This is a genomic window from Microbacterium esteraromaticum, from assembly GCF_014084045.1.
GTDB classification, from domain to species: Bacteria; Actinomycetota; Actinomycetes; order Actinomycetales; family Microbacteriaceae; genus Microbacterium; species Microbacterium esteraromaticum_D.
In genome coordinates this window covers 2,904,349-2,924,040 of the sequence record NZ_CP043732.1, presented here as the reverse complement: position 1 = coordinate 2,924,040, position 19,692 = coordinate 2,904,349, and the positions used below count along the sequence as shown (strand labels likewise).

Sequence of the window (19,692 nt, the reverse complement as noted above, 5' to 3'; positions counted from 1 at the left end):
GTGCGCTCTCATCCATCGCTCTCCGACGACACCGTCGCCTGACCAGGAGGTCCACAATGGCCGGACACAACAACGGCATCATCGACCCGCCCATCGACAACCTGCTCGAGCGCGTCGAGTCGAAGTACGAGCTCGTGATCTACGCGTCCAAGCGCGCCCGCCAGATCAACGACTACTACTCCGACCTGCACGAGGGCAACCTCTTCGACAACGTCGGTCCGCTGGTCGACTCGTCGGTCGAGGACAAGCCCCTCACGATCGCCCTGCACGAGATCAACGAGGACAAGCTGCGCATCCGTCACGCTGAGTGATCCTCTCCGCACTGTGAGCCGCCGACGTCCTCATCCGGATGTCGGCGGCTTCATGCACACTGGCGTCGAGCCCGCACCGGCTCCGCCACACGACCCCGCTTTGGAGCCCCGATGAGCGCCCTGCGCCTGTTCACGTCCGAGTCCGTCACCGAGGGACACCCCGACAAGATCTGCGACCAGATCTCCGACAGCATCCTCGACGGGCTCCTCACCGTCGACCGCGGCTCCCGCGTCGCCGTGGAGACGCTCGTGACGACCGGCCTGGTCCACGTCGCGGGCGAGATCCGCACCGAGGGCTACGTCGACATCCCGACCATCGTGCGAGACGTCGTCAACCGCATCGGCTACACCTCCAGCGACACCGGATTCGACGGCTCGTCGTGCGGGGTGAGCATCTCGGTCGGCGAGCAGTCCACCGACATCGCCAACGGCGTCGACCAGGCGCAGGAGCAGCGCGACGGCGGCTCGACCGACCCCCGCGACGAGCTGGGCGCCGGTGATCAGGGCATCATGTTCGGCTTCGCCACCAACGAGACTCCGCAGCTCATGCCGATGGCCGCATGGACTGCGCACCGAATCGCCGAGCGCCTCACCGAGGTGCGCCGCTCGGGCGAGCTGGCCTTCCTGCGTCCGGACGGCAAGACGCAGGTGACCCTCGGCTACGACGGCTTCACCCCGAAGACGGTCGATGCGGTCGTGCTCTCGACGCAGCACCACCCCGACATCCCGCAGGACGAGCTCAAGCAGCTCGTCCGCGATGTCGTGATCGACCCGGTGCTCGAGCAGACCGGGCTCGACCTCGCCGACGACCTCACCTACTACATCAACCCGGCCGGCCCGTTCGTCACAGGTGGCCCGAAGGGCGATGCGGGTCTGACAGGCCGCAAGATCATCATCGACACCTACGGCGGCGCGGCGCGTCACGGCGGCGGTGCGTTCAGCGGAAAGGACCCCTCGAAGGTCGACCGCTCGGGCGCCTACGCGATGCGCTGGGTGGCCAAGAACGTCGTGGCAGCCGGCCTCGCCGACCGCGCCGAGGTTCAGGTCGCATATGCGATCGGCGTTGCCCGTCCGGTCGGGCTGTACGTCGAGACGTTCGGCACCGGGCGCGTCTCAGACGAGACGATCACCGAGGCGATCTCGAAGGTGTTCGACCTGCGCCCTCAGGCCATCATCGAGGAGCTCGACCTGCTGCGTCCGATCTACGCGCAGACCGCCGCGTATGGCCACTTCGGTCGCGAGCTGCCCGATTTCACCTGGGAGCGCACCGACCGCGCCGACGACCTGCGCCGCGCAGCCGGCCTCTGAGGCCGCCGTGTCGGACGCTCGTCCCGAGCGCACCCCGGAGACCCCGGCGGAGGGGCGCCGGATCGCCCGTGTGCTGATCGATTCGCCGCTGCCGCAGCTGGACAGACTGTTCGACTACGCGGTGCCGGACGGGCTCGGCGAGATCACCCCGGGGGTGCGGATCAAGGCGCCGCTTCGCACCGCCGGACGCGTCGTCGACGGGTTCGTCGTCGAGGTCGACGTGGAGCCGGACCCCACCCGCACGCTGTCTGAGATCGAGAGCGTGGTCTCTGCGACCGTGGTGATGCCCGACCGGCTGTACCGGCTCGCACGCCGTGCAGCCGATCGGGCCGCAGGATCGGCATCAGACGTGCTGCGCCTGGCGATCCCCAAGAGGCAGGTGCGAGTCGAGAAGGCGTGGTCGCCGGTCGATGAGACCATCGACCTCGATCCGGATGCCCTCGTCCGCGCGCACGAGGTGATCGGGCGCTACGACGGTCTCGCCGAGGTGATCGCCGAGCGCGGTCGGGCAGCGGTGGAGGCGATCCCCGTGCAGGTCGGCTCGGAGCCCGGATGGGCGGCACTGCTCGCCGCGGCGGCCGCCGGGCAGCTTGCGGAGGGACGATCGAGCGTCCTCGTCGTGCCCGACTATCGAGACCAGGAGCTGCTCCTCGCCGCCCTCGAGACGCTCGTCCCGAGTCGAGCGATCGTGCGGCACGACGCCAGGCAGCCGAATCCCGACCGGTACCGTGCGTTCCTGCGCACCCTGGACGACGCACCGTGCATCGTCGTCGGCAACCGGTCTGCCGTGTATTCGCCGGCCAGAGCAGGGCTCGTCGCGCTGTGGGACGATTCCGACCCGCTGCTGGCAGAACCTCTTGCGCCGTACGTGCATGCCAGGGATGCGGCCCTCATCCGGCAGGAGCAGGAGGAGAGCGCTCTGCTCTTCGTCTCGCACACCCGTTCGACCGACATCGAGCGCCTGGTGCAGCACGGCTGGCTGCGCGACATCACGGCACTGAGGCGCGTCATCCCGAACGTGCGACTGAGCACACCCCAGGAGCTCGAGCAGACGACGGGTCAGCGGGTTCCCTCGAGCGCATTCGCCACGGCGCGTGCCGCGGCCTCCGAGGGCCCCGTGCTCGTGCAGGTCGCCCGGCCCGGTTTCTCACCCACCCTCGTCTGCGCCTCCTGCAGGCATCCCGCGCGCTGCCTTCAGTGCGGCGGACCGCTCGGCGCGCGCCGTCGCGGAGCCGTTCCGGTATGCGGTTGGTGCGGCCGCTCCGCCCACTCCTGGCGCTGTGCGGAATGCTCCTCCGACCAGGTCCGCCTGGCCTCATCCGGCACCGAGCGCACAGCCGATGAGCTCGGGCGCGCTTTCCCCGGAGTGCGGGTGATCGTGTCAGACGGCGCGCACACCGTGCAGCACGTCGGCGACGGCCCCGCGCTGGTCGTCGCCACGCGCGGCGCGGAACCCGTCGCCGCCGGCGGATATCGGGCGGTCATCCTGCTCGACGGCGCGCGGATGCTGCAGGCGCCCGACCTTCGCATCGGCGAGTCCTGCCTGCGCTGGTGGTCGAACGCCGCCGCCCTCGCGGCCGCAGGAGCACCCGTGCACCTCGTCGGCGTCGACGGGCCGGTCGCGCGAGCTCTCGCCACCTGGTCCGGTGCGGCCTATGCCCGCTCCGAGCTGGAGGCGCGGATGCCGCTGCACATGCCGCCGACCGCCCGATTCGCTCAGATCGAGGGCGTCCCTGCGTCGGTCCGCTCGGCGCTCTCGGCTCTCTCCGACATCGGCATCGGCGGAGAGGCCGTGCTCGGACCCGTGCCGATCGACGACGAGGGACGGGTGCGAGCCCTGGTGCGATTCGCTTACGCAGCGGGGCAGAGGGTTGCGGACACCCTGCGTGCGAGCGTCGTGGCAGATGCGGCCCAGAGCCGTCGAGGCCGCGGCAGGCAGCGCATCGCACTCTCCGTCCATCTCGATATCCTCGAACCGGACATCTGATCACCCGACCAGCGCTCGACCGACCGGAGAACCTTTCATGCGCCTCGTCTTCGCAGGCACGCCAGCCGTCGCCGTCCCGACCCTTCAGGCTCTCGCCGACCGGCACGAGATCGCGGCGGTCATCACCCGTCCCGACGCGCCATTCGGCCGCAAGAGGGTGCTGACCCCGTCGCCCGTAGCCGCGGCGGCGGAGCAGCTCGGAATCCCGGTCATCAAGGCCGCGCGGCTCGACGAAGAGGTGACCGCGCGGATCACGGCGCTCGACGCCGCCCTCGGCGTGATCGTCGCATACGGCGGCATCGTTCGCGAACCGCTGCTGTCCGCACCTGGGAAGGGCTGGATCAACCTGCACTTCTCGCTGCTGCCGCGGTGGCGCGGGGCGGCACCGGTGCAGCGGGCGCTGATCAACGGCGACCCCGACCTCGGAGTCGCGGTGTTCCAGCTCGTGCCGGCTCTCGATGCGGGCGACGTGTTCGCCATGCGCACGGTTCCCGTCCCGTCCGACGCGACCGCCGACCTGGTGCTGGAGGTGCTCGCAAAGGACGGCGCCTCGCTCACGGTCGACGTCGTCGACGGCATCGAAGAGGGGTCGGCTCGCGCGCTTCCGCAGCAGGGTAGCCCCACGCTCGCGCCCAAGCTCACACTCGACGACGGCGTCATCGACTGGACGCAGCCGCTCGACCTCGTCTACGCACGGTATCGGGGCGTCACGCCGGAGCCGGGTGCGCACACGACCCTGGGCGGCGCCCGACTGAAGATCCTCACCGCCGCACACGCACCTGCCGACGCACCGCGGCTCGAGCCGGGCCAGATGGAGGGCGTGAAGACCGGCGTGCTCATCGGCACCGGCACGACGCCGCTGGCTGTCACCCGCCTGCAGCCCGCCGGCAAGGGACCGATGAACGCAGCTGACTGGTGGCGCGGCCTGCGCGACGGCGATTCCCCGAAGGCCGGATCGTGAGTGCGCCCAAGATCCAGGCCGCGCGCTGGGTCGCCTACGACGTGCTCCGAGCCGTGTCGGACGACGACGCGTACGCGAATCTGCTGCTGCCGAAACTGATCGTCGAGGCGAACCTGAACCCGCAGGATGCCGGACTGGCGACCGAGCTGGCGTACGGCACCCTGCGGCGCAGGGGCACCTACGACGCGATCATCGCCGAGGCCGCAGGCCGACCCGTCACGCAGATCGATTCGGCGGTGCTGGATGCCCTGCGCCTCGGAGCCCACCAGCTGCTGTCGACCAGGGTGGCGGCGCACGCGGCTGTGAACGAGTCGGTCTCCCTCGTGGCCGCGGAGGCGGGACGCGGGGCGTCGGGGTTCGCGAACGCGGTGCTGCGCCGGATCGGCCGCGACGACTCCGACACCTGGCAGAAGCGGATCGAAGCAGGTGCGCGCTCGGACGACGAGCGTCTGTCACTGCGCACTGCCCACCCGGTGTGGGTGATCCGAGCGCTGCGCCGCGCCCTCGCCGCCGAAGGCAGGGCGGAAGAGCTCGAGCAGCTCCTTGACTCCGACAACGACGCGCCCGAGGTCACCCTGGCGGCCCTTCCCGGGCTCGCCGAACCGGGTGCGCCTCGTCGTCCCTATGCCGCGACCGCGTTCGGATCGCCCGGCGGAGACCCGCGGCAGCTCATCGCCGGCGCCGACGGCGCCATTCGCGTTCAGGACGAGGGCTCGCAGCTCGTCGCACTCGCCCTGGCGGCGGCTGCATCCCCGCGCGCGGGGGAGCGCTGGCTTGATCTCTGCGCCGGCCCCGGCGGGAAGACCGCGATGCTCGCTGCGCTCGCGCTCGAGGCCGGGGCGAGTCTCGAGGCGAACGAGGTCGTTCCCGCACGGGCAGGGCTCGTGCGCCACGCCGTGCGTCCGCTCCCGATCGAGGTGCCGGTGCATGAGGAGGACGGCCGTGTGCTCGCGGCGCGGCATCCGGCCACCTTCGACCGCATCCTCGTCGACGCGCCGTGCACCGGCCTCGGTGCGCTGCGGCGAAGGCCGGAGGCCCGCTGGCGCAAGTCGCCCGGCGACGTCGCCGAGCTCGTCGACCTGCAGACGCAGCTGCTCGACGCGGCGATCGATGCACTCGCACCCGGGGGCGTCGTCGGCTACGCCACCTGCTCGCCGCATCTGGCCGAGACGACGGGCGTCGTGGCCGAGATGCTGCGCCGTCGCGATGACGTCACCGAACTCGACACCCGCGCCGTCATAGCCGATGTCTCCCAGTCGCCGATCGACCTCGCTCCGCGCCAGGCCGACGGGCCCGGAAGCGGCGGCGCACAGCTGTGGCCGCATCGCCACGGGACCGACGCGATGTTCCTCGCGCTGCTGCAGCGCACCGATCCGGAAAGGACACAGCCGTGAGCCTCCCCACCGCACCGCGCATCAACCCGAGCATCCTCGCCGCCGACTTCGCCAACATGCAGGCCGAGCTGGCGCGGATAGCCACAGCCGATTTCGCGCACGTCGACGTGATGGACAACCACTTCGTGCCCAACCTCACCTTCGGACCGCAGATGGTCGAGCGCATCCAGGCGACCAGCCCGATCCCGCTCGACGTGCATCTGATGATCAGCGACCCCGACAGATGGGCACCCGGGTACGCCGAGCTCGGGGCTGCGAGTGTGACGTTCCATCTCGAGGCGGCGGCCGACCCCGTCGCACTGGCACGGCGACTGCGGTCGATCGGAGCTCGCGCGGGCGTGGCGATCAAGCCGGGGACGGCGGGGGAGTCGCTCTACGACATCCTCGACGAGTTCGACCAGATCCTCGTGATGACGGTCGAGCCCGGCTTCGGCGGCCAGGGCTTCATGCCGGAGACGATGCCGAAGCTCCGCGCGCTGCGCGATGAGGCACGCCGACGGGGTTCCGATGTCTGGCTGCAGGTCGACGGCGGGATCTCCGACGCCACGATCGCACAGGCCGCCGCGGCAGGGGCAGACACCTTCGTCGCCGGATCCGCGGTGTACGGCGCCGCCGACATCGAAGCAGCGGTCATCGGTCTTCGCGAGCGCGCGCGAGCGGCTAGCCTGGAATCGTGAAGACATTCGACGAACTGTTCGCCGAGCTCAGCGCGACCGCGCTCGAGCGTCCCGAGGGCTCGGGCACCGTCGCACAGCTGGATCGCGGAGTGCATGCGATAGGCAAGAAGATCGTCGAGGAGGCGGCCGAGGTCTGGATGGCGGCTGAGTACGAGTCGGATGACGCCGCCGCCGAGGAGATCTCGCAGCTGCTCTACCACCTGCAGGTCATGATGCTCGCCAAGGGGCTGAGCCTCGAGGACGTCTACCGACATCTGTGAACGACGCTCAGACGACCGTTCACTAGAGACGAAAGACATCCATGCTGCGCATCGCCGTTCCGAACAAGGGCTCGCTCTCAGAGACAGCCGCCGAGATGCTCGCGGAGGCCGGATACACCGGACGCCGCGACCCCAAGACCCTGCACGTCATCGACGCCGACAGCGACGTCGAGTTCTTCTACCTCCGCCCACGTGACATCGCCACCTACGTGGCGTCGGGCGCCCTCGACGTCGGCATCACCGGACGCGACCTGCTGCGCGACGTGCGCCAGGACGATGCGCGCGAGATCGAGCAGCTGGGATTCGCCCGCTCGACGTTCCGCTTCGCCGCCCCTCCCGGCCGCTACACGTCGATCCAGGACCTCGAGGGAGTGAGGGTCGCGTCGGCCTACCCTGGTCTCGTCGACGACTTCCTGCGCGAGAACGGGGTGACAGCCGAGCTCGTCCCGCTCGACGGCGCCGTCGAATCGGCCGTACGCCTCGGCGTCGCCGATGTGATCGCCGACGTGGTGGAGACCGGCACGACGCTGCGGCAGGCAGGGCTCGAGATCTTCGGACCGGTCATCATCGAGTCCGAGGCCGTGCTCATCAGCCGTCCGGGCGACGTGCCGGGCACCGACCGGCTGCTGCGCCGGCTTCGCGGTGTCATGGTGGCCCGCCGCTACGTGCTGCTCGACTACGACCTGCCCGTGCACCTGGTCGATCAGGCCGTCGAGATCGCGGGAGGCCGCGAGTCGCCCACCATCTCACCGCTGCGCGATCCCGAGTGGGTGGCCGTGCGCGTCATGGTTCCCCGCAAGGGCGTGAACCAGGTGATGGACGACCTCTACGCCCTCGGCGCGAGAGCGATCCTCGTCACCGCCATCCACGCGGCGAGGCTCTGATGACGCTCGCCGCCCGAGTGATCCCCTGCCTCGACGTCGCCGCGGGACGCGTAGTGAAGGGCGTGAACTTCCAGAACCTGCGCGACATGGGCGACCCGGTCGAGCTCGCATCGCACTACGCCGCACAGGGCGCCGATGAGATCACCTTCCTCGATGTCACCGCGACGGTCGATGCGCGCGCGACCACGTACGACGTCGTGCAGCGAACGGCCGAGCAGGTCTTCGTGCCGCTCACCGTGGGCGGCGGTGTGCGCAGCGTCGACGACGTCGCGCGTCTGCTCGCCGTCGGCGCCGACAAGGTGGGCGTCAACTCCGCGGCCATCGCCCGTCCGGCGCTGATCGACGAGATCGCCGACCGATTCGGCGCCCAGGTGCTCGTGCTGTCGCTCGACGTCAAGCGCGCGGCGACGACCCACTCCGGTTTCGTGGTCACCACGCACGGCGGCCGCACCGAGACGATGCTGGATGCCCTCGACTGGGCGCGTGAGGCCATCGAGCGCGGCGCGGGAGAGCTGCTGGTCAACTCCATCGACGCCGACGGCACCAAGGACGGTTTCGACCTCGAACTCGTCCGTCTGATGCGCGAGGCCTCCGCGGTGCCGGTGATCGCGTCAGGGGGAGCGGGACAGGTGGGCGACTTCGCGCCGGCGATCGAGGCCGGGGCGGATGCCGTGCTCGCCGCGAGCGTGTTCCACAGCGGCCAGCTGACGATCGGCGAGGTCAAGGACGCTCTGCGTGCAGGCGGGGTGGTCGTTCGATGACGCCGCACGAGATCCCGGACATCGCATGGAACGACGCGGGGCTCGCACCGGTGATCGTGCAGCAGCACGACACGCGCGAGGTCCTGATGCTCGCGTGGATGGATGCCGAGGCGCTGCGACGGACGCTGACAGGGGGCCGCGCCGTCTACTGGTCTCGCTCGCGCCAGGAGTACTGGCGCAAGGGCGACACGTCCGGCAACACTCAGCGCGTCATCGGCGTAGCGGTCGACTGCGACGCCGATACGATCCTCCTCCAGGTCGACCAGCAGGGGCCCGCGTGTCACACGGGCACGCGCACCTGCTTCGACGGCCGGGAGCTTCCGCTCGGCGAGGTGTCCTGACATGCTGCGCCGCGCCCGTATGACAGGTGTGCTCGCGTTCCTGCTCGCCGGCGCTGTCGGCATCATCTCGTCGACGCAGGTCTGGGCGACCGTGCAGCGCGCCGATGCGGGGGAGTCGCTGAGCGTCACGGGAGCCGTGATCTACCCGCTGCTCGCTCCGCTTTCTCTGGCCGTGCTGGCGCTGGGGGCTGCGCTCTCGATCGCCGGCCCGGTGCTGCGCCACGTCATCGCCGTCCTGGGTCTCGGCGCTTCCGTCGCTCTGATCCTCGGCACCGTTCCGCTGGTCGGGGCGGCGCCTCTCTCGGCGATCGCACCGGCGGTGACCGAGGCGACCGGTCTCGGTGGCGAGGCGTCCCTGCGAGAGGTCGTGGCCGCGGTGACCGCCACGGCGTGGCCCGTGATCGCGATGCTCTGCTGGGTGGTGCTCGGTCTCGCAGCCGGCTTCGTCCTGATCACCGCCCGCCGCTGGCCTGCAGGCGGGCGGCGCTACCGTTCCGCCTCCGAGGCCGCGCACCACGGCACCGGCCCGCTCGACGCGGTCGATTCGTGGGACGAGCTGTCGCACGGCACCGATCCGACGGACTCGGCCCGATAGACTGTCGACATCGCCTAACCACCCGGAGGAGAACATGACCAACCCGATCGCCGATCCCGGCCACGGACACTCGCCTGCTGCCTGGACCGCCGTCGTGATCATGCTCGTCGGCTTCACCGCCGGCACGGTCTTCTTCTGCCTGGAGCAGCCCGTCGCCGTCTGGGTGTGCGCCGCCATCGTGGTGATCGGCGCGATCGTCGGCTGGGCGATGGCGAAGGCAGGGTGGGGTGTGAAGGGCCCGAAGTACAAGCCGAAGGCGCACTGATGGTCCTCGCCGACCTGACGGCCGGCGCGGTGGAGGATGCCGAGCAGCGCGCCCTGTCGCGTCCGCTCGCCGTCGTCGAACGCGACGCGGCCTCCCGTCCCGCCGCGCGTGATGCGCGCGCGGCTCTCGCCCCGGCGGATCGCGTGAAGATCATCGCCGAGGTCAAGCGCGCCAGTCCCTCACGAGGTGCCCTGGCCGAGATCCCCGATCCCGCCCTGCAGGCCTCTCTCTACGAGCAGGGCGGTGCCTCCGCGATCAGCGTGCTCACAGAGCAGCGCCGCTTCGGAGGAAGCCTCGCCGACCTCGAGGCCGTCACCGGCCGGGTGTCGCTGCCCGTGCTGCGCAAGGACTTCATCGCCACCCCGTACCAGGTCTTCGAAGCGCGCGCCGCCGGAGCAGACCTCGTGCTGCTCATCGTCGCCGGCCTGTCGCCCAGCGTGCTCACCGAACTCCACTCGCTGATCCTGGATCTCGGTATGACCCCGCTCGTCGAGACGCACTCCGCTGAGGAGCTCGAGGTCGCGATCGACCTCGGAGCAGAGCTCATCGGGGTCAACGCGCGCAACCTGCACACGCTGGAGCTCGACCGTGACCTGTTCGCCCGGCTCTCCGACCGGATCCCCGACTCGGCGATCCGCATCGCAGAGTCTGCCGTGCTGCAGCCTGACGACGTCGCGCGCTACCGCGATGCCGGTGCCGACGTCGTTCTCATCGGCGAGGCCCTCGTCACCGGCGACCCCGTCGCCACCCTGAACGCATTCCTCGCAGCCGGCGATGCACCGGTGCGCGGAAGGAGGAAGTCGTGAGTCTGCGCGATCAGCATGGGCCGTTCTTCGGCGAGTTCGGCGGGCGCTACATGCCCGAATCGCTCATCGCCGCGATCGACGAGCTCACCGCCGCGTACGAGTCGGCGATCGCCGACCCTGAGTTCCGTTCCGAGCTCTCGACTCTGCTGCACTCCTATGCAGGCAGACCGTCACCGATCACCGAGGTCCCTCGGTTCGCGCAGCATGCGGGCGGCGCCCGGGTGTTCCTCAAGCGCGAGGACCTCAACCACACCGGCTCGCACAAGATCAACAACGTGCTCGGACAGGCGCTGCTGACCAAGCGCCTCGGCAAGACGCGTGTCATCGCAGAGACGGGCGCCGGCCAGCACGGCGTGGCCACCGCGACGGCGGCGGCGCTGTTCGGTCTCGACTGCACCATCTACATGGGCGAGGTCGACACCGAGCGTCAGGCGTTGAACGTCGCGCGCATGCGCCTGCTCGGCGCCGAGGTGGTGGCGGTCACCACGGGGTCGCGCACCCTGAAGGACGCCATCAACGACGCCTACCGTGACTGGGTCGCGAGTGTCGAGACCACCAACTACATCTTCGGCACCGCGGCAGGACCGCACCCGTTCCCCGCGATGGTGCGCGACTTCCAGAAGATCATCGGCGAAGAGGCGCGCGAGCAGCTGCTCGCCGAGGCAGGTCGCCTTCCGGATGCCGTGGTCGCCTGCGTCGGGGGCGGCTCGAACGCCATCGGCATGTTCGATGCATTCCTCGACGACGAACGCGTGAAGCTGTACGGCGTCGAGGCGGCCGGTGACGGCGTCGACACCCCGAAGCACGCCGCCTCGATCGAGCGCGGGCGGCCCGGCGTGCTGCACGGCGCGAAGACCTACGTGCTGCAGGACGAGGACGGTCAGACGATCGAGTCCCATTCGATCTCCGCGGGTCTCGACTACCCTGGCGTCGGCCCGGAGCACTCATGGCTGAGCGACATCGGCCGCGCCGAGTACATCCCCGCGACCGACGACGAGGCCATGCAGGCGCTTCGGCTGCTCAGCAGGACCGAGGGCATCATCCCCGCGATCGAGTCGGCGCACGCCCTCGCCGGCGCGCTGCGGATCGGCCGTGAGCTCGGCGCAGACGGCATCATCGCCGTCTGCCTCTCGGGCCGCGGCGACAAGGACATGGACACCGCAGCACGCTACTTCGACCTGTACGACGAGGAGAACGCAGAGTGAGCCGCGTCGAAGACGCCATACGCAGGGCGCACGAGGCCGGTCGCGGCGCGTTCATCGGCTATCTGCCCGTCGGCTACCCCGACCTCGACACGAGCGTTCAGGCCGCCCTGACCCTCGCCCGCAACGGCGTGGACATCATCGAACTCGGTCCGCCGTACTCCGATCCCGTGATGGACGGGGCCGTCATCCAGGAGGCGACGCAGCACGCGCTCGCGAACGGCTTCCGGATGCGCGACCTGTTCACCGCGGTGAAGGCCATCACCGCTGAGACCGACGTCCCCGTCGTCGTGATGACGTACTGGAACCCGGTCATGCAGTACGGCGTCGACCGCTACGCCGATGATCTGCTGGCCGCCGGCGGCGCCGGGCTGATCACGCCGGACATCACCCCCGAGTCGGCAGGGGAGTGGATCGAGGCCAGCAAGCGCACCGGCCTCGATCGCATCTTCCTCGCCGCTCCCACCTCGAGCGACGAGCGGCTGGATCTCGTGATCTCGTCATCGACCGGTTTCGTCTACACCGTGTCGACGATGGGCATCACGGGGGAGCGCGCAGCGCTCGACCTCGCCGCCCGCACGCTCGTCGAGCGCATGCGCGCCCGCGGTGAGGTGCGCGCATGCGTCGGCATCGGCATCTCCAACGCCGAGCAGGTCGCGGGCGTCGTCGAGTACGCCGACGGCGCGATCGTCGGCACTGCGCTCGTCAAGGCGCTGCGCGACGGCGGCCTCGATGCCCTCGCCGAAACCACCAGAACCCTCGCCGGCGGTACGCCGACGACGCGATACTAGGATCTCTTTCATGCCCTTCGCGCCCATCAGCAGCCTTTCCGCCGTGCCCGCCAGCATTCCGAGCCCGCCGGAGAGCAGCTTTCAGATCGGTCCGCTGACGATCCATTTCTACGCCCTGTGCATCATCGCGGGGATCATCGCGGCCGTGCTGCTGACCAACCACCGCCTCACCAGGCGGGGTGCCGAGAAGTGGGTCGTGATCGACATCGCGATCATCGCGGTTCCGCTCGGGATCATCGGCGCACGCATCTTCCACGTGCTCACCCACCCGAACTTCTACTTCGGCCCGGGCCGGAACACCTGGAACCCCTTCGAGCAAGGCTCGGTGTGGGCGATCTGGGAAGGCGGCATCGCCATCTTCGGCGCTCTGCTCGGCGGAGCCGTCGGTGCGTGGCTGGGCTGCAAGTGGACGGGCATCCGGTTCTGGACCTTCGCCGACGCCCTCGCCCCCGGCATCCTGCTCGCGCAGGCCATGGGCCGCTTCGGCAACTGGTTCAACCACGAGCTGTTCGGTCTGCCGACGGACGTGCCCTGGGGCCTCGAGATCGAGTCGACCAACCCTGCCTTCCCCGCCGGCCTCGCCGAAGGGACCCTGTTCCACCCGACGTTCCTGTACGAGGTGCTCTGGAACGGTCTTGGCGTCATCGTCCTGCTCTGGGCAGGGCATCGCCTGCGCCTGCAGTGGGGCAAGCTGTTCGCGCTCTACCTCATCTGGTACAGCGCGGGCCGCATCGTGTGGGAGTCGATCCGCATCGACCCGAGTGAGATCCTCCTGGGGCTGCGCAGCAACGTCTGGGCCGCGATCATCGGCGTGGTCGTCGGAATCGTCATCCTGATCGTGCAGACCCGCCGTCACCCCGGCGTCGAGCCGTCGCCGTACATGCGCGGTCGGGAGCCGGAGGACGTGGATGTAGAATCGCAGAACACTTCCTCCGACTTCGTCGACGTGAGCGAGCCTCCCGTCAGCACCGAAGCGAACTAGGAGCCACGCCACAAGCACCGCTCCCGTCACGTGGGGCCCGCCCGGGCCTCCCTTCCGCGCGAGAGATCGCACTGAACGAGCGGGCCGATGATGTCCCCGGGTTCACTTGAAATCTGAGGACGGTGACTGGTGTACTTCCAGCCTCCCTACGGCGCCTCCGGCGCCTACCCCCGAGACAGGGTCTGTACAATCCGGCGTTCGAGAAGGACGCCTGCGGCCTGGCCATGGTCGCCACGTTGCGCGGGGAAGCCTCGCACGACATCATCGCGCTGGCGCTCGAGGCGCTGCGCAACCTGGAGCACCGCGGTGCGATCGGCTCCGACGCCGGCACCGGCGATGGCGCAGGCATCCTGACCCAGATGCCCGACGCCTTCCTCCGTGAGGTCACCTCTTTCGACCTCCCCCGAGCGGCGAGTACGCCGCGGGTCTCGCGTTCCTCCCACGGGAGTCGAGCGCCCGCCGTGAGCAGAAGGCCGGCATCGAGCGCATCGCCGCCGAAGAGGGTCTCACCGTGCTCGGATGGCGTGAGGTCCCCACCGCCAACGAGCACCTCGGCAAGCTCGCCGACGAGGCACGTCCGGCTTTCGAGCAGCTGTTCGTCAGCATCCCGGGCTCAGGCGCCGACAGCGCGCCCTCGCCCCTCACTCTCGACCGGTACGCCTTCCGGCTGCGCAAGCGCGCAGAGCACGAGCTCGACGCCTACTTCGTTTCGCTCTCCTGCCGCACCCTCGGCTACAAGGGCATGCTGACCACCCTGCAGCTCGAGCCGTTCTACCCCGATCTGCAAGACGAGCGGTTCGCATCGCAGCTCGCGGTCGTGCACTCGCGCTACTCCACGAACACCTTCCCGTCATGGCCGCTCGCGCAGCCGCTGCGCATGCTCGCCCACAACGGCGAGATCAACACCGTCGGCGGCAACCGCAACTGGATGCGCGCCCGCCAGTCCCAGCTGCAGTCCGACCTGCTCGGCGACATGCGACCGCTGCTGCCGATCTGCCGCGACGGGGCCAGCGACTCCGCGTCGTTCGACGAGGTGCTCGAGCTGCTCACCCTGACCGGGCGCAGCCTGCCCCACGCCATCATGATGATGGTTCCCGAAGCGTGGGAGAAGCAGGCCGACATCGACCCGGACCTGCGCGCCTTCTACGAGTTCCACGACATCCAGATGGAGCCGTGGGACGGCCCGGCCGCGCTGATCTTCACCGACGGCACCCAGGTCGGGGCGACTCTCGACCGCAACGGGCTGCGGCCCGGCCGCTGGACCGAGACCGTCGACGGCCTCGTGGTCATCGGCAGCGAGACGGGCGTGCTCGAGTTCGAGCCCGAGCGCATCAAGCGTCGTGGCCGGCTGCGCCCCGGCCACCTCTTCCTCGTGGACACGGCCCAGGGCCGGATCATCGAGGACGAGGAGATCAAGAAGGACCTTGCGAGCCTCCATCCCTGGCAGGAGTGGCTGGATGCGGGTGCGGTGCGTCTCGCGGACCTCCCTGAGCGCGAGCACATCGTGCACCCCGCGGCGTCGATCACGCGTCGCCAGCGCACCTTCGGATACACCGAGGAGGAGGTGAAGGTCCTCCTCACGCCGATGGGCCAGACCGGTGCCGAGCCGCTCGGCGCGATGGGCAGCGACACGCCGATCGCGGTGCTGAGCGACCGCCCCCGGCTGCTGTTCGACTACTTCGTGCAGCAGTTCGCACAGGTGACCAACCCACCGCTCGACGCGATCCGCGAAGAGATCGTCACGAGCCTGCGTCTCGGCCTCGGGCCGCAGCTGAACCTGCTGGAGTGGGGGCCAGAGCACGCCCGTACGGTAAGTCTCGACTTCCCGGTGATCGACAACGACGAGCTCGCGAAGATCAGGCACGTCGACCGGGCCCTGCCCGGGCGCACGAGCGCGACGATCAAGGGCCTCTACCACTTCGACGCCGGCCCCCAGTCGCTGCCAGAGCGACTCGCCGAGATGTGCGCCGAGGCGGATGCTGCCATCGAGCGCGGCGCGGAGTTCCTGATCCTGTCCGATCGCGATTCCGACAAGGACCTCGTGCCCATCCCGTCGCTGCTGATGCTCTCGGCGGTGCACCATCACCTCATCCGCCGGGAGACCCGCATGCGGGTGGGCCTGATCGTCGAGGCAGGAGATGTGCGCGAGGTGCACCACGTCGCGACGCTCATCGGCTACGGCGCGGCCGCGGTCAATCCGTACCTGGCGATGGAGACCGTCGAGCACCTGGTGCGCACCGGCTTCATCACCGACATCACGCCAGACGAGGCCGTGCACAACCTGATCCACGCGCTGGGCAAGGGCGTGCTGAAGATCATGTCGAAGATGGGCATCTCGACGGTGTCGTCGTACGCCGGCGCGCAGGTGTTCGAGGCGATCGGCCTGAGTCAGGAGTTCGTCGACCGCTACTTCACCGGAACCGAGACGAAGCTCGGCGGCATCGGCATCGACGAGATCTACGCCGAGAACCAGGTCAGGCACGATTACGCCTACCCGCAGGACGGCGCACCGCGTGCGCACGAGCGTCTGTGGACGGGAGGCGAGTACCAGTGGCGCCGAGACGGCTCTCCGCACCTGTTCAGCCCCGAGACAGTCTTCCGCCTGCAGCACGCCACCCGCACGCGCCGCTACGACATCTTCCGGGAGTACACCCGTCTGGTCGATGACCAGGCTCGGGAGCTGAAGACCCTGCGAGGACTGTTCGAATTGCGAACGGGGGAGCGGCCGCCGGTCCCGCTCGACGAGGTCGAGCCGGTCAGCGCGATCGTCAAGCGGTTCTCCACCGGCGCGATGAGCTACGGCTCCATCTCGCAGGAGGCGCACGAGACGCTCGCGATCGCGATGAACCGTCTGGGTGCGAAGTCGAACACCGGCGAGGGCGGAGAGGACCCGGAGCGCCTGGTCGACCCCGAGCGGCGCAGCGCGATCAAGCAGGTCGCGTCGGGCCGGTTCGGCGTCACCAGTCAATACCTCACCGAGGCCGACGATCTGCAGATCAAGCTCGCCCAGGGCGCCAAGCCCGGAGAGGGCGGTCAGCTGCCGCCGCAGAAGGTCTATCCGTGGGTGGCGCGCACCCGGCACGCGACTCCCGGTGTCGGCCTCATCTCGCCGCCCCCGCACCACGACATCTATTCGATCGAAGATCTCAAGCAGCTGATCTTCGACCTCAAGCGCGCGAACCCGAAGGCCCGCATCCACACCAAGCTGGTCAGCCAGTCGGGTATCGGTGCCGTCGCCGCCGGCGTCGCGAAGGCGCTCAGCGATGTCGTGCTCGTCTCGGGTCACGATGGCGGCACCGGGGCGAGCCCGTTGAACTCGCTCAAGCACGCCGGCACCCCGTGGGAACTCGGACTCGCCGAGGTCCAGCAGACCCTGATGCTGAACGGCATGCGCGACCGTGTGGTCGTGCAGGTCGACGGTCAGCTGAAGACCGGCCGTGACGTCGTCATCGGCGCCCTCCTGGGAGCCGAGGAGTTCGGCTTCGCGACGGCGCCGCTGGTCGTCAGCGGGTGCATCCTCATGCGGGTGTGCCACCTCGACACGTGCCCGGTGGGCGTCGCGACGCAGAATCCGGTGCTGCGTCAGCGCTTCACCGGCAAGCCGGAGTTCGTGGTCAACTTCATGGAGTTCATCGCCGAGGAGGTGCGCGAGCTTCTCGCCGCCCTCGGCTTCCGCTCCATCGACGAGATCGTCGGGCGGCACGACCTGCTGCGAACCACCTCGGCCGTGCGCCACTGGAAGACCGAAGGGCTCGACCTCGCGCCGATCCTCGAGGGGCCGGCGTTCCCGGGCAGCGAGCCCCGTCGCAGCGGGCGCACGCAGGACCACGAGCTCGAGAAGCACTTCGACGCCGCCTTGCTGGCGCATGCGAGCGAGGCCATCGAGCACTCCCACCCTGTGGTGATGGAGCTGCCGATCCGCAACACCGAGCGCGCCGTCGGCACGATGCTCGGTCACCACGTCACGGCCGCGCACGGCGCGGCAGGACTTCCGCGGGAGACGATCGACATCACCCTGCACGGCACAGCCGGGCAGTCGCTCGGTGCGTTCCTGCCGCCGGGCATCGTGCTGCGGCTCGAGGGGGATGCCAACGACTACGTCGGCAAGGGCCTCTCGGGTGGCGACATCACGATCCGTCCGGCGCGGGATGCCACGTTCGAGCCGCATCGCAACGTCATCGCCGGGAACGTGATCGGCTATGGCGCGACCAGCGGAAGCATGTACATCTCCGGTGTGGTGGGCGAGCGTTTCCTCGTCCGCAACTCCGGTGCGACGGCCGTCGTCGAAGGCGTCGGAGATCATGCCCTGGAGTACATGACCGGCGGTGTCGCGGTGATCCTCGGAGGCACCGGGCGCAATCTCGGCGCCGGCATGTCGGGTGGGGTCGCGTATGTGCGCAACCTCAGCGAGGCGCAGGTCAACGCACCCGCGCTGCGCTCGGGTGAGCTGCAGCTGACGTCGCTCGAACGCGACGACGCCGAGGTGCTGCGGGAGCTGCTCGTGGAGCACGTCGAGCGGACGGCGTCACCGCTTGCTTCCGCTCTCCTGGACGATTTCGAGAACGTCCTCAACGAATTCACCAAGGTGCTGCCGCGCGACTTCGCCGCGGTGCGCACCATGCGCCAGGAGGCGGAGGCCGCGGGCATCGACCCAGACGGCGACGTCGTCTGGGACCGGATCCTGGAGGTGACCGGTGGCTGACCCCAAGGGCTTTCTGAAGACGACCGAACGCGAGCTGCCGGCCAGGCGGCCGGTGCCCGTGCGCATCATGGACTGGAAAGAGGTCTACGAGCCGGGCGATCGGGCCGTTCTCAAGCGTCAGGCGAGCCGGTGCATGGACTGCGGTGTGCCGTTCTGCCACTCCGGGTGCCCGTTGGGCAACCTCATCCCGGAGTGGAACGACCTGACCTGGCGAGGTGCCGACCGCAGCGCGATCGAGCGACTTCACGCGACCAACAACTTCCCGGAGTTCACCGGGCGACTGTGCCCTGCGCCGTGTGAGAGCGCGTGCGTGCTCGGCATCAATCAGCCCGCGGTCACGATCAAGCAGATCGAGGTGTCGATCATCGACGAGGCCTTCGAGAAGGGCTGGGTCCAGCCGCAGCCGCCGCAGCGCCTGACCGGGCGCACGGTGGCCGTGGTCGGGTCGGGCCCAGCGGGTCTCGCCGCCGCGCAGCAGATGACGCGCGCGGGTCACACGGTGGTCGTGTTCGAGCGCGACGACCGCATCGGCGGACTGCTGCGCTACGGCATCCCCGACTTCAAGATGGAGAAGCGCCACCTCGACATCCGCCTCCAGCAGATGGAGGAGGAGGGCACTCGCTTCCGGCCGGGCGTCGAGATCGGGCGCGATCTGTCGTGGGATGAGGTGCGGGACCGCTACGACGCCGTCCTCATCGCCACGGGCGCCACGGTGCCTCGCGATCTGCCGATCCCGGGGCGCGACCTCGATGGTGTGCACTTTGCGATGGACTACCTCGTGCCGTCCAATCGGGTAGGCGCCGGAGACGAAGTCGCCGACCAGATCACCGCCGCAGGCAAGCACGTCGTCGTCATCGGCGGTGGCGACACCGGCGCCGACTGCATCGGCACTGCACACCGCCACGGGGCGCGCAGCGTCACCAACCTGGCCATCGGTCGCCAGCCTGGCACCGAGCGCTCCGACGACCAGCCCTGGCCGACGATGCCGACGCTGTTCGAGGTGCAGTCCGCCCACGAGGAGGGCGGTGAGCGCACGTACCTGGCCTCGACGGTCGAGTTCCTCGGCGACGAGGAGGGCAAGGTCAGAGCGGTTCGCGTGGCCGAGACCGAGTACATCGACGGACGCAGGGTGCCCAGAAGCGGCACCGAGCGCGAGATCCCTGCTGAGCTCGTGCTCATAGCGATGGGCTTCACCGGTCCCGAGACGGACTCGTATGGCGGCGGAACACTGCCCGCGATCACCGAGCGCGGCAACCTGCAGCGCGATGCCGACTATGCCACAGCAGTGCCCGGGGTGTTCGTGGCCGGCGATGCGGGGCGCGGTCAGTCCCTCATCGTGTGGGCGATCGCAGAGGGCCGCTCGGCGGCGGCGGCGATCGACCGCCACCTGATGGGCGCCACGGTGCTGCCGGCGCCGGTGGCCGTCACAGATGTCGCGTTCCGCGTTCAGCCCGCGTAGGCTGAG

The 19,692-nt window shown here is 69.6% G+C and carries 17 protein-coding genes and 1 pseudogene; all 18 read left to right on the top strand.

The window, feature by feature from the left end; translation table 11 throughout:
* The first annotated feature begins 56 nt into the window (after positions 1 to 56).
* The 18 genes and pseudogenes from rpoZ (at position 57) to gltD (ending at position 19,686) form a co-directional block, all read left to right on the top strand.
* Complete coding sequence (gene rpoZ / locus FVO59_RS14030; RefSeq protein ID WP_099195959.1) at positions 57 to 311, top strand: DNA-directed RNA polymerase subunit omega; 255 nt, start codon at positions 57 to 59, stop codon at positions 309 to 311.
* Between the two features lie 111 nt (positions 312 to 422).
* Positions 423 to 1,619, top strand: a complete 1,197-nt coding sequence (gene metK, locus FVO59_RS14025; RefSeq protein ID WP_182253178.1) for a methionine adenosyltransferase — start codon at positions 423 to 425, stop codon at positions 1,617 to 1,619.
* 7 nt (positions 1,620 to 1,626) lie between these two features.
* Complete coding sequence (locus FVO59_RS14020) at positions 1,627 to 3,606, top strand: primosomal protein N' family DNA-binding protein (RefSeq protein WP_259363259.1); 1,980 nt, start codon at positions 1,627 to 1,629, stop codon at positions 3,604 to 3,606.
* 37 nt (positions 3,607 to 3,643) lie between these two features.
* Positions 3,644 to 4,567: a methionyl-tRNA formyltransferase gene (gene fmt / locus FVO59_RS14015; protein ID WP_182253176.1), complete on the top strand. Its 924-nt coding sequence runs from the start codon at positions 3,644 to 3,646 to the stop codon at positions 4,565 to 4,567.
* Positions 4,564 to 5,961: an RsmB/NOP family class I SAM-dependent RNA methyltransferase gene (locus tag FVO59_RS14010; protein WP_259363258.1), complete on the top strand. Its 1,398-nt coding sequence runs from the start codon at positions 4,564 to 4,566 to the stop codon at positions 5,959 to 5,961. Before fmt ends, FVO59_RS14010 begins: the two co-directional genes overlap by 4 nt.
* Positions 5,958 to 6,638: a ribulose-phosphate 3-epimerase gene (gene rpe / locus FVO59_RS14005; RefSeq protein ID WP_182253175.1), complete on the top strand. Its 681-nt coding sequence runs from the start codon at positions 5,958 to 5,960 to the stop codon at positions 6,636 to 6,638. The genes FVO59_RS14010 and rpe overlap by 4 nt, the downstream gene beginning before the upstream one ends.
* Positions 6,635 to 6,898 (top strand): phosphoribosyl-ATP diphosphatase, encoded by a 264-nt coding sequence (locus FVO59_RS14000; protein WP_182253174.1) that lies wholly within the window; start codon positions 6,635 to 6,637, stop codon positions 6,896 to 6,898. The genes rpe and FVO59_RS14000 overlap by 4 nt, the downstream gene beginning before the upstream one ends.
* 41 nt (positions 6,899 to 6,939) lie before the next feature.
* Positions 6,940 to 7,782 carry an ATP phosphoribosyltransferase gene (gene hisG / locus FVO59_RS13995; RefSeq protein ID WP_182253173.1) on the top strand — a complete coding sequence of 281 codons (843 nt, stop codon included), beginning with the start codon at positions 6,940 to 6,942 and terminating at the stop codon, positions 7,780 to 7,782.
* A complete protein-coding gene (gene hisF, locus FVO59_RS13990; protein ID WP_182253172.1) occupies positions 7,782 to 8,543 on the top strand; it encodes an imidazole glycerol phosphate synthase subunit HisF in 762 nt (253 codons plus the stop codon). The genes hisG and hisF overlap by 1 nt, the downstream gene beginning before the upstream one ends.
* A complete protein-coding gene (gene hisI, locus FVO59_RS13985; protein ID WP_182253171.1) occupies positions 8,540 to 8,884 on the top strand; it encodes a phosphoribosyl-AMP cyclohydrolase in 345 nt (114 codons plus the stop codon). Before hisF ends, hisI begins: the two co-directional genes overlap by 4 nt.
* A gap of 1 nt (position 8,885) precedes the next feature.
* A complete protein-coding gene (locus FVO59_RS13980) occupies positions 8,886 to 9,479 on the top strand; it encodes a Trp biosynthesis-associated membrane protein (RefSeq protein ID WP_182253170.1) in 594 nt (197 codons plus the stop codon).
* Between the two features lie 34 nt (positions 9,480 to 9,513).
* Positions 9,514 to 9,744 (top strand): HGxxPAAW family protein, encoded by a 231-nt coding sequence (locus tag FVO59_RS13975; RefSeq protein ID WP_182253169.1) that lies wholly within the window; start codon positions 9,514 to 9,516, stop codon positions 9,742 to 9,744.
* Complete coding sequence (trpC, locus tag FVO59_RS13970; RefSeq protein ID WP_182253168.1) at positions 9,744 to 10,550, top strand: indole-3-glycerol phosphate synthase TrpC; 807 nt, start codon at positions 9,744 to 9,746, stop codon at positions 10,548 to 10,550. The genes FVO59_RS13975 and trpC overlap by 1 nt, the downstream gene beginning before the upstream one ends.
* A complete protein-coding gene (trpB, locus tag FVO59_RS13965) occupies positions 10,547 to 11,755 on the top strand; it encodes a tryptophan synthase subunit beta (RefSeq protein WP_182253167.1) in 1,209 nt (402 codons plus the stop codon). The genes trpC and trpB overlap by 4 nt, the downstream gene beginning before the upstream one ends.
* Positions 11,752 to 12,543: a tryptophan synthase subunit alpha gene (gene trpA / locus FVO59_RS13960; protein ID WP_182253166.1), complete on the top strand. Its 792-nt coding sequence runs from the start codon at positions 11,752 to 11,754 to the stop codon at positions 12,541 to 12,543. The genes trpB and trpA overlap by 4 nt, the downstream gene beginning before the upstream one ends.
* A gap of 10 nt (positions 12,544 to 12,553) precedes the next feature.
* Entirely contained in the window at positions 12,554 to 13,525 is a 972-nt protein-coding gene (gene lgt, locus FVO59_RS13955; RefSeq protein WP_182253165.1) for a prolipoprotein diacylglyceryl transferase, read from the top strand.
* A 113-nt stretch (positions 13,526 to 13,638) separates the two neighbouring features.
* A pseudogene (gene gltB, locus FVO59_RS13950) lies at positions 13,639 to 18,227 on the top strand (glutamate synthase large subunit).
* Positions 18,220 to 19,686 carry a glutamate synthase subunit beta gene (gene gltD / locus FVO59_RS13945; RefSeq protein ID WP_182253164.1) on the top strand — a complete coding sequence of 489 codons (1,467 nt, stop codon included), beginning with the start codon at positions 18,220 to 18,222 and terminating at the stop codon, positions 19,684 to 19,686. Before gltB ends, gltD begins: the two are co-directional and overlap by 8 nt.
* The last annotated feature ends 6 nt before the right edge of the window (positions 19,687 to 19,692 follow it).

Coding starts and splice junctions, on each gene's coding strand:
- rpoZ (WP_099195959.1), top strand. CDS start 57: ATGGCCGGACACAACAACGGCATCATCGACCCGCCCATCGACAACCTG.
- metK (WP_182253178.1), top strand. CDS start 423: ATGAGCGCCCTGCGCCTGTTCACGTCCGAGTCCGTCACCGAGGGACAC.
- fmt (WP_182253176.1), top strand. CDS start 3,644: ATGCGCCTCGTCTTCGCAGGCACGCCAGCCGTCGCCGTCCCGACCCTT.
- hisG (WP_182253173.1), top strand. CDS start 6,940: ATGCTGCGCATCGCCGTTCCGAACAAGGGCTCGCTCTCAGAGACAGCC.
- hisF (WP_182253172.1), top strand. CDS start 7,782: ATGACGCTCGCCGCCCGAGTGATCCCCTGCCTCGACGTCGCCGCGGGA.
- hisI (WP_182253171.1), top strand. CDS start 8,540: ATGACGCCGCACGAGATCCCGGACATCGCATGGAACGACGCGGGGCTC.
- FVO59_RS13980 (WP_182253170.1), top strand. CDS start 8,886: ATGCTGCGCCGCGCCCGTATGACAGGTGTGCTCGCGTTCCTGCTCGCC.
- FVO59_RS13975 (WP_182253169.1), top strand. CDS start 9,514: ATGACCAACCCGATCGCCGATCCCGGCCACGGACACTCGCCTGCTGCC.
- trpC (WP_182253168.1), top strand. CDS start 9,744: ATGGTCCTCGCCGACCTGACGGCCGGCGCGGTGGAGGATGCCGAGCAG.
- lgt (WP_182253165.1), top strand. CDS start 12,554: ATGCCCTTCGCGCCCATCAGCAGCCTTTCCGCCGTGCCCGCCAGCATT.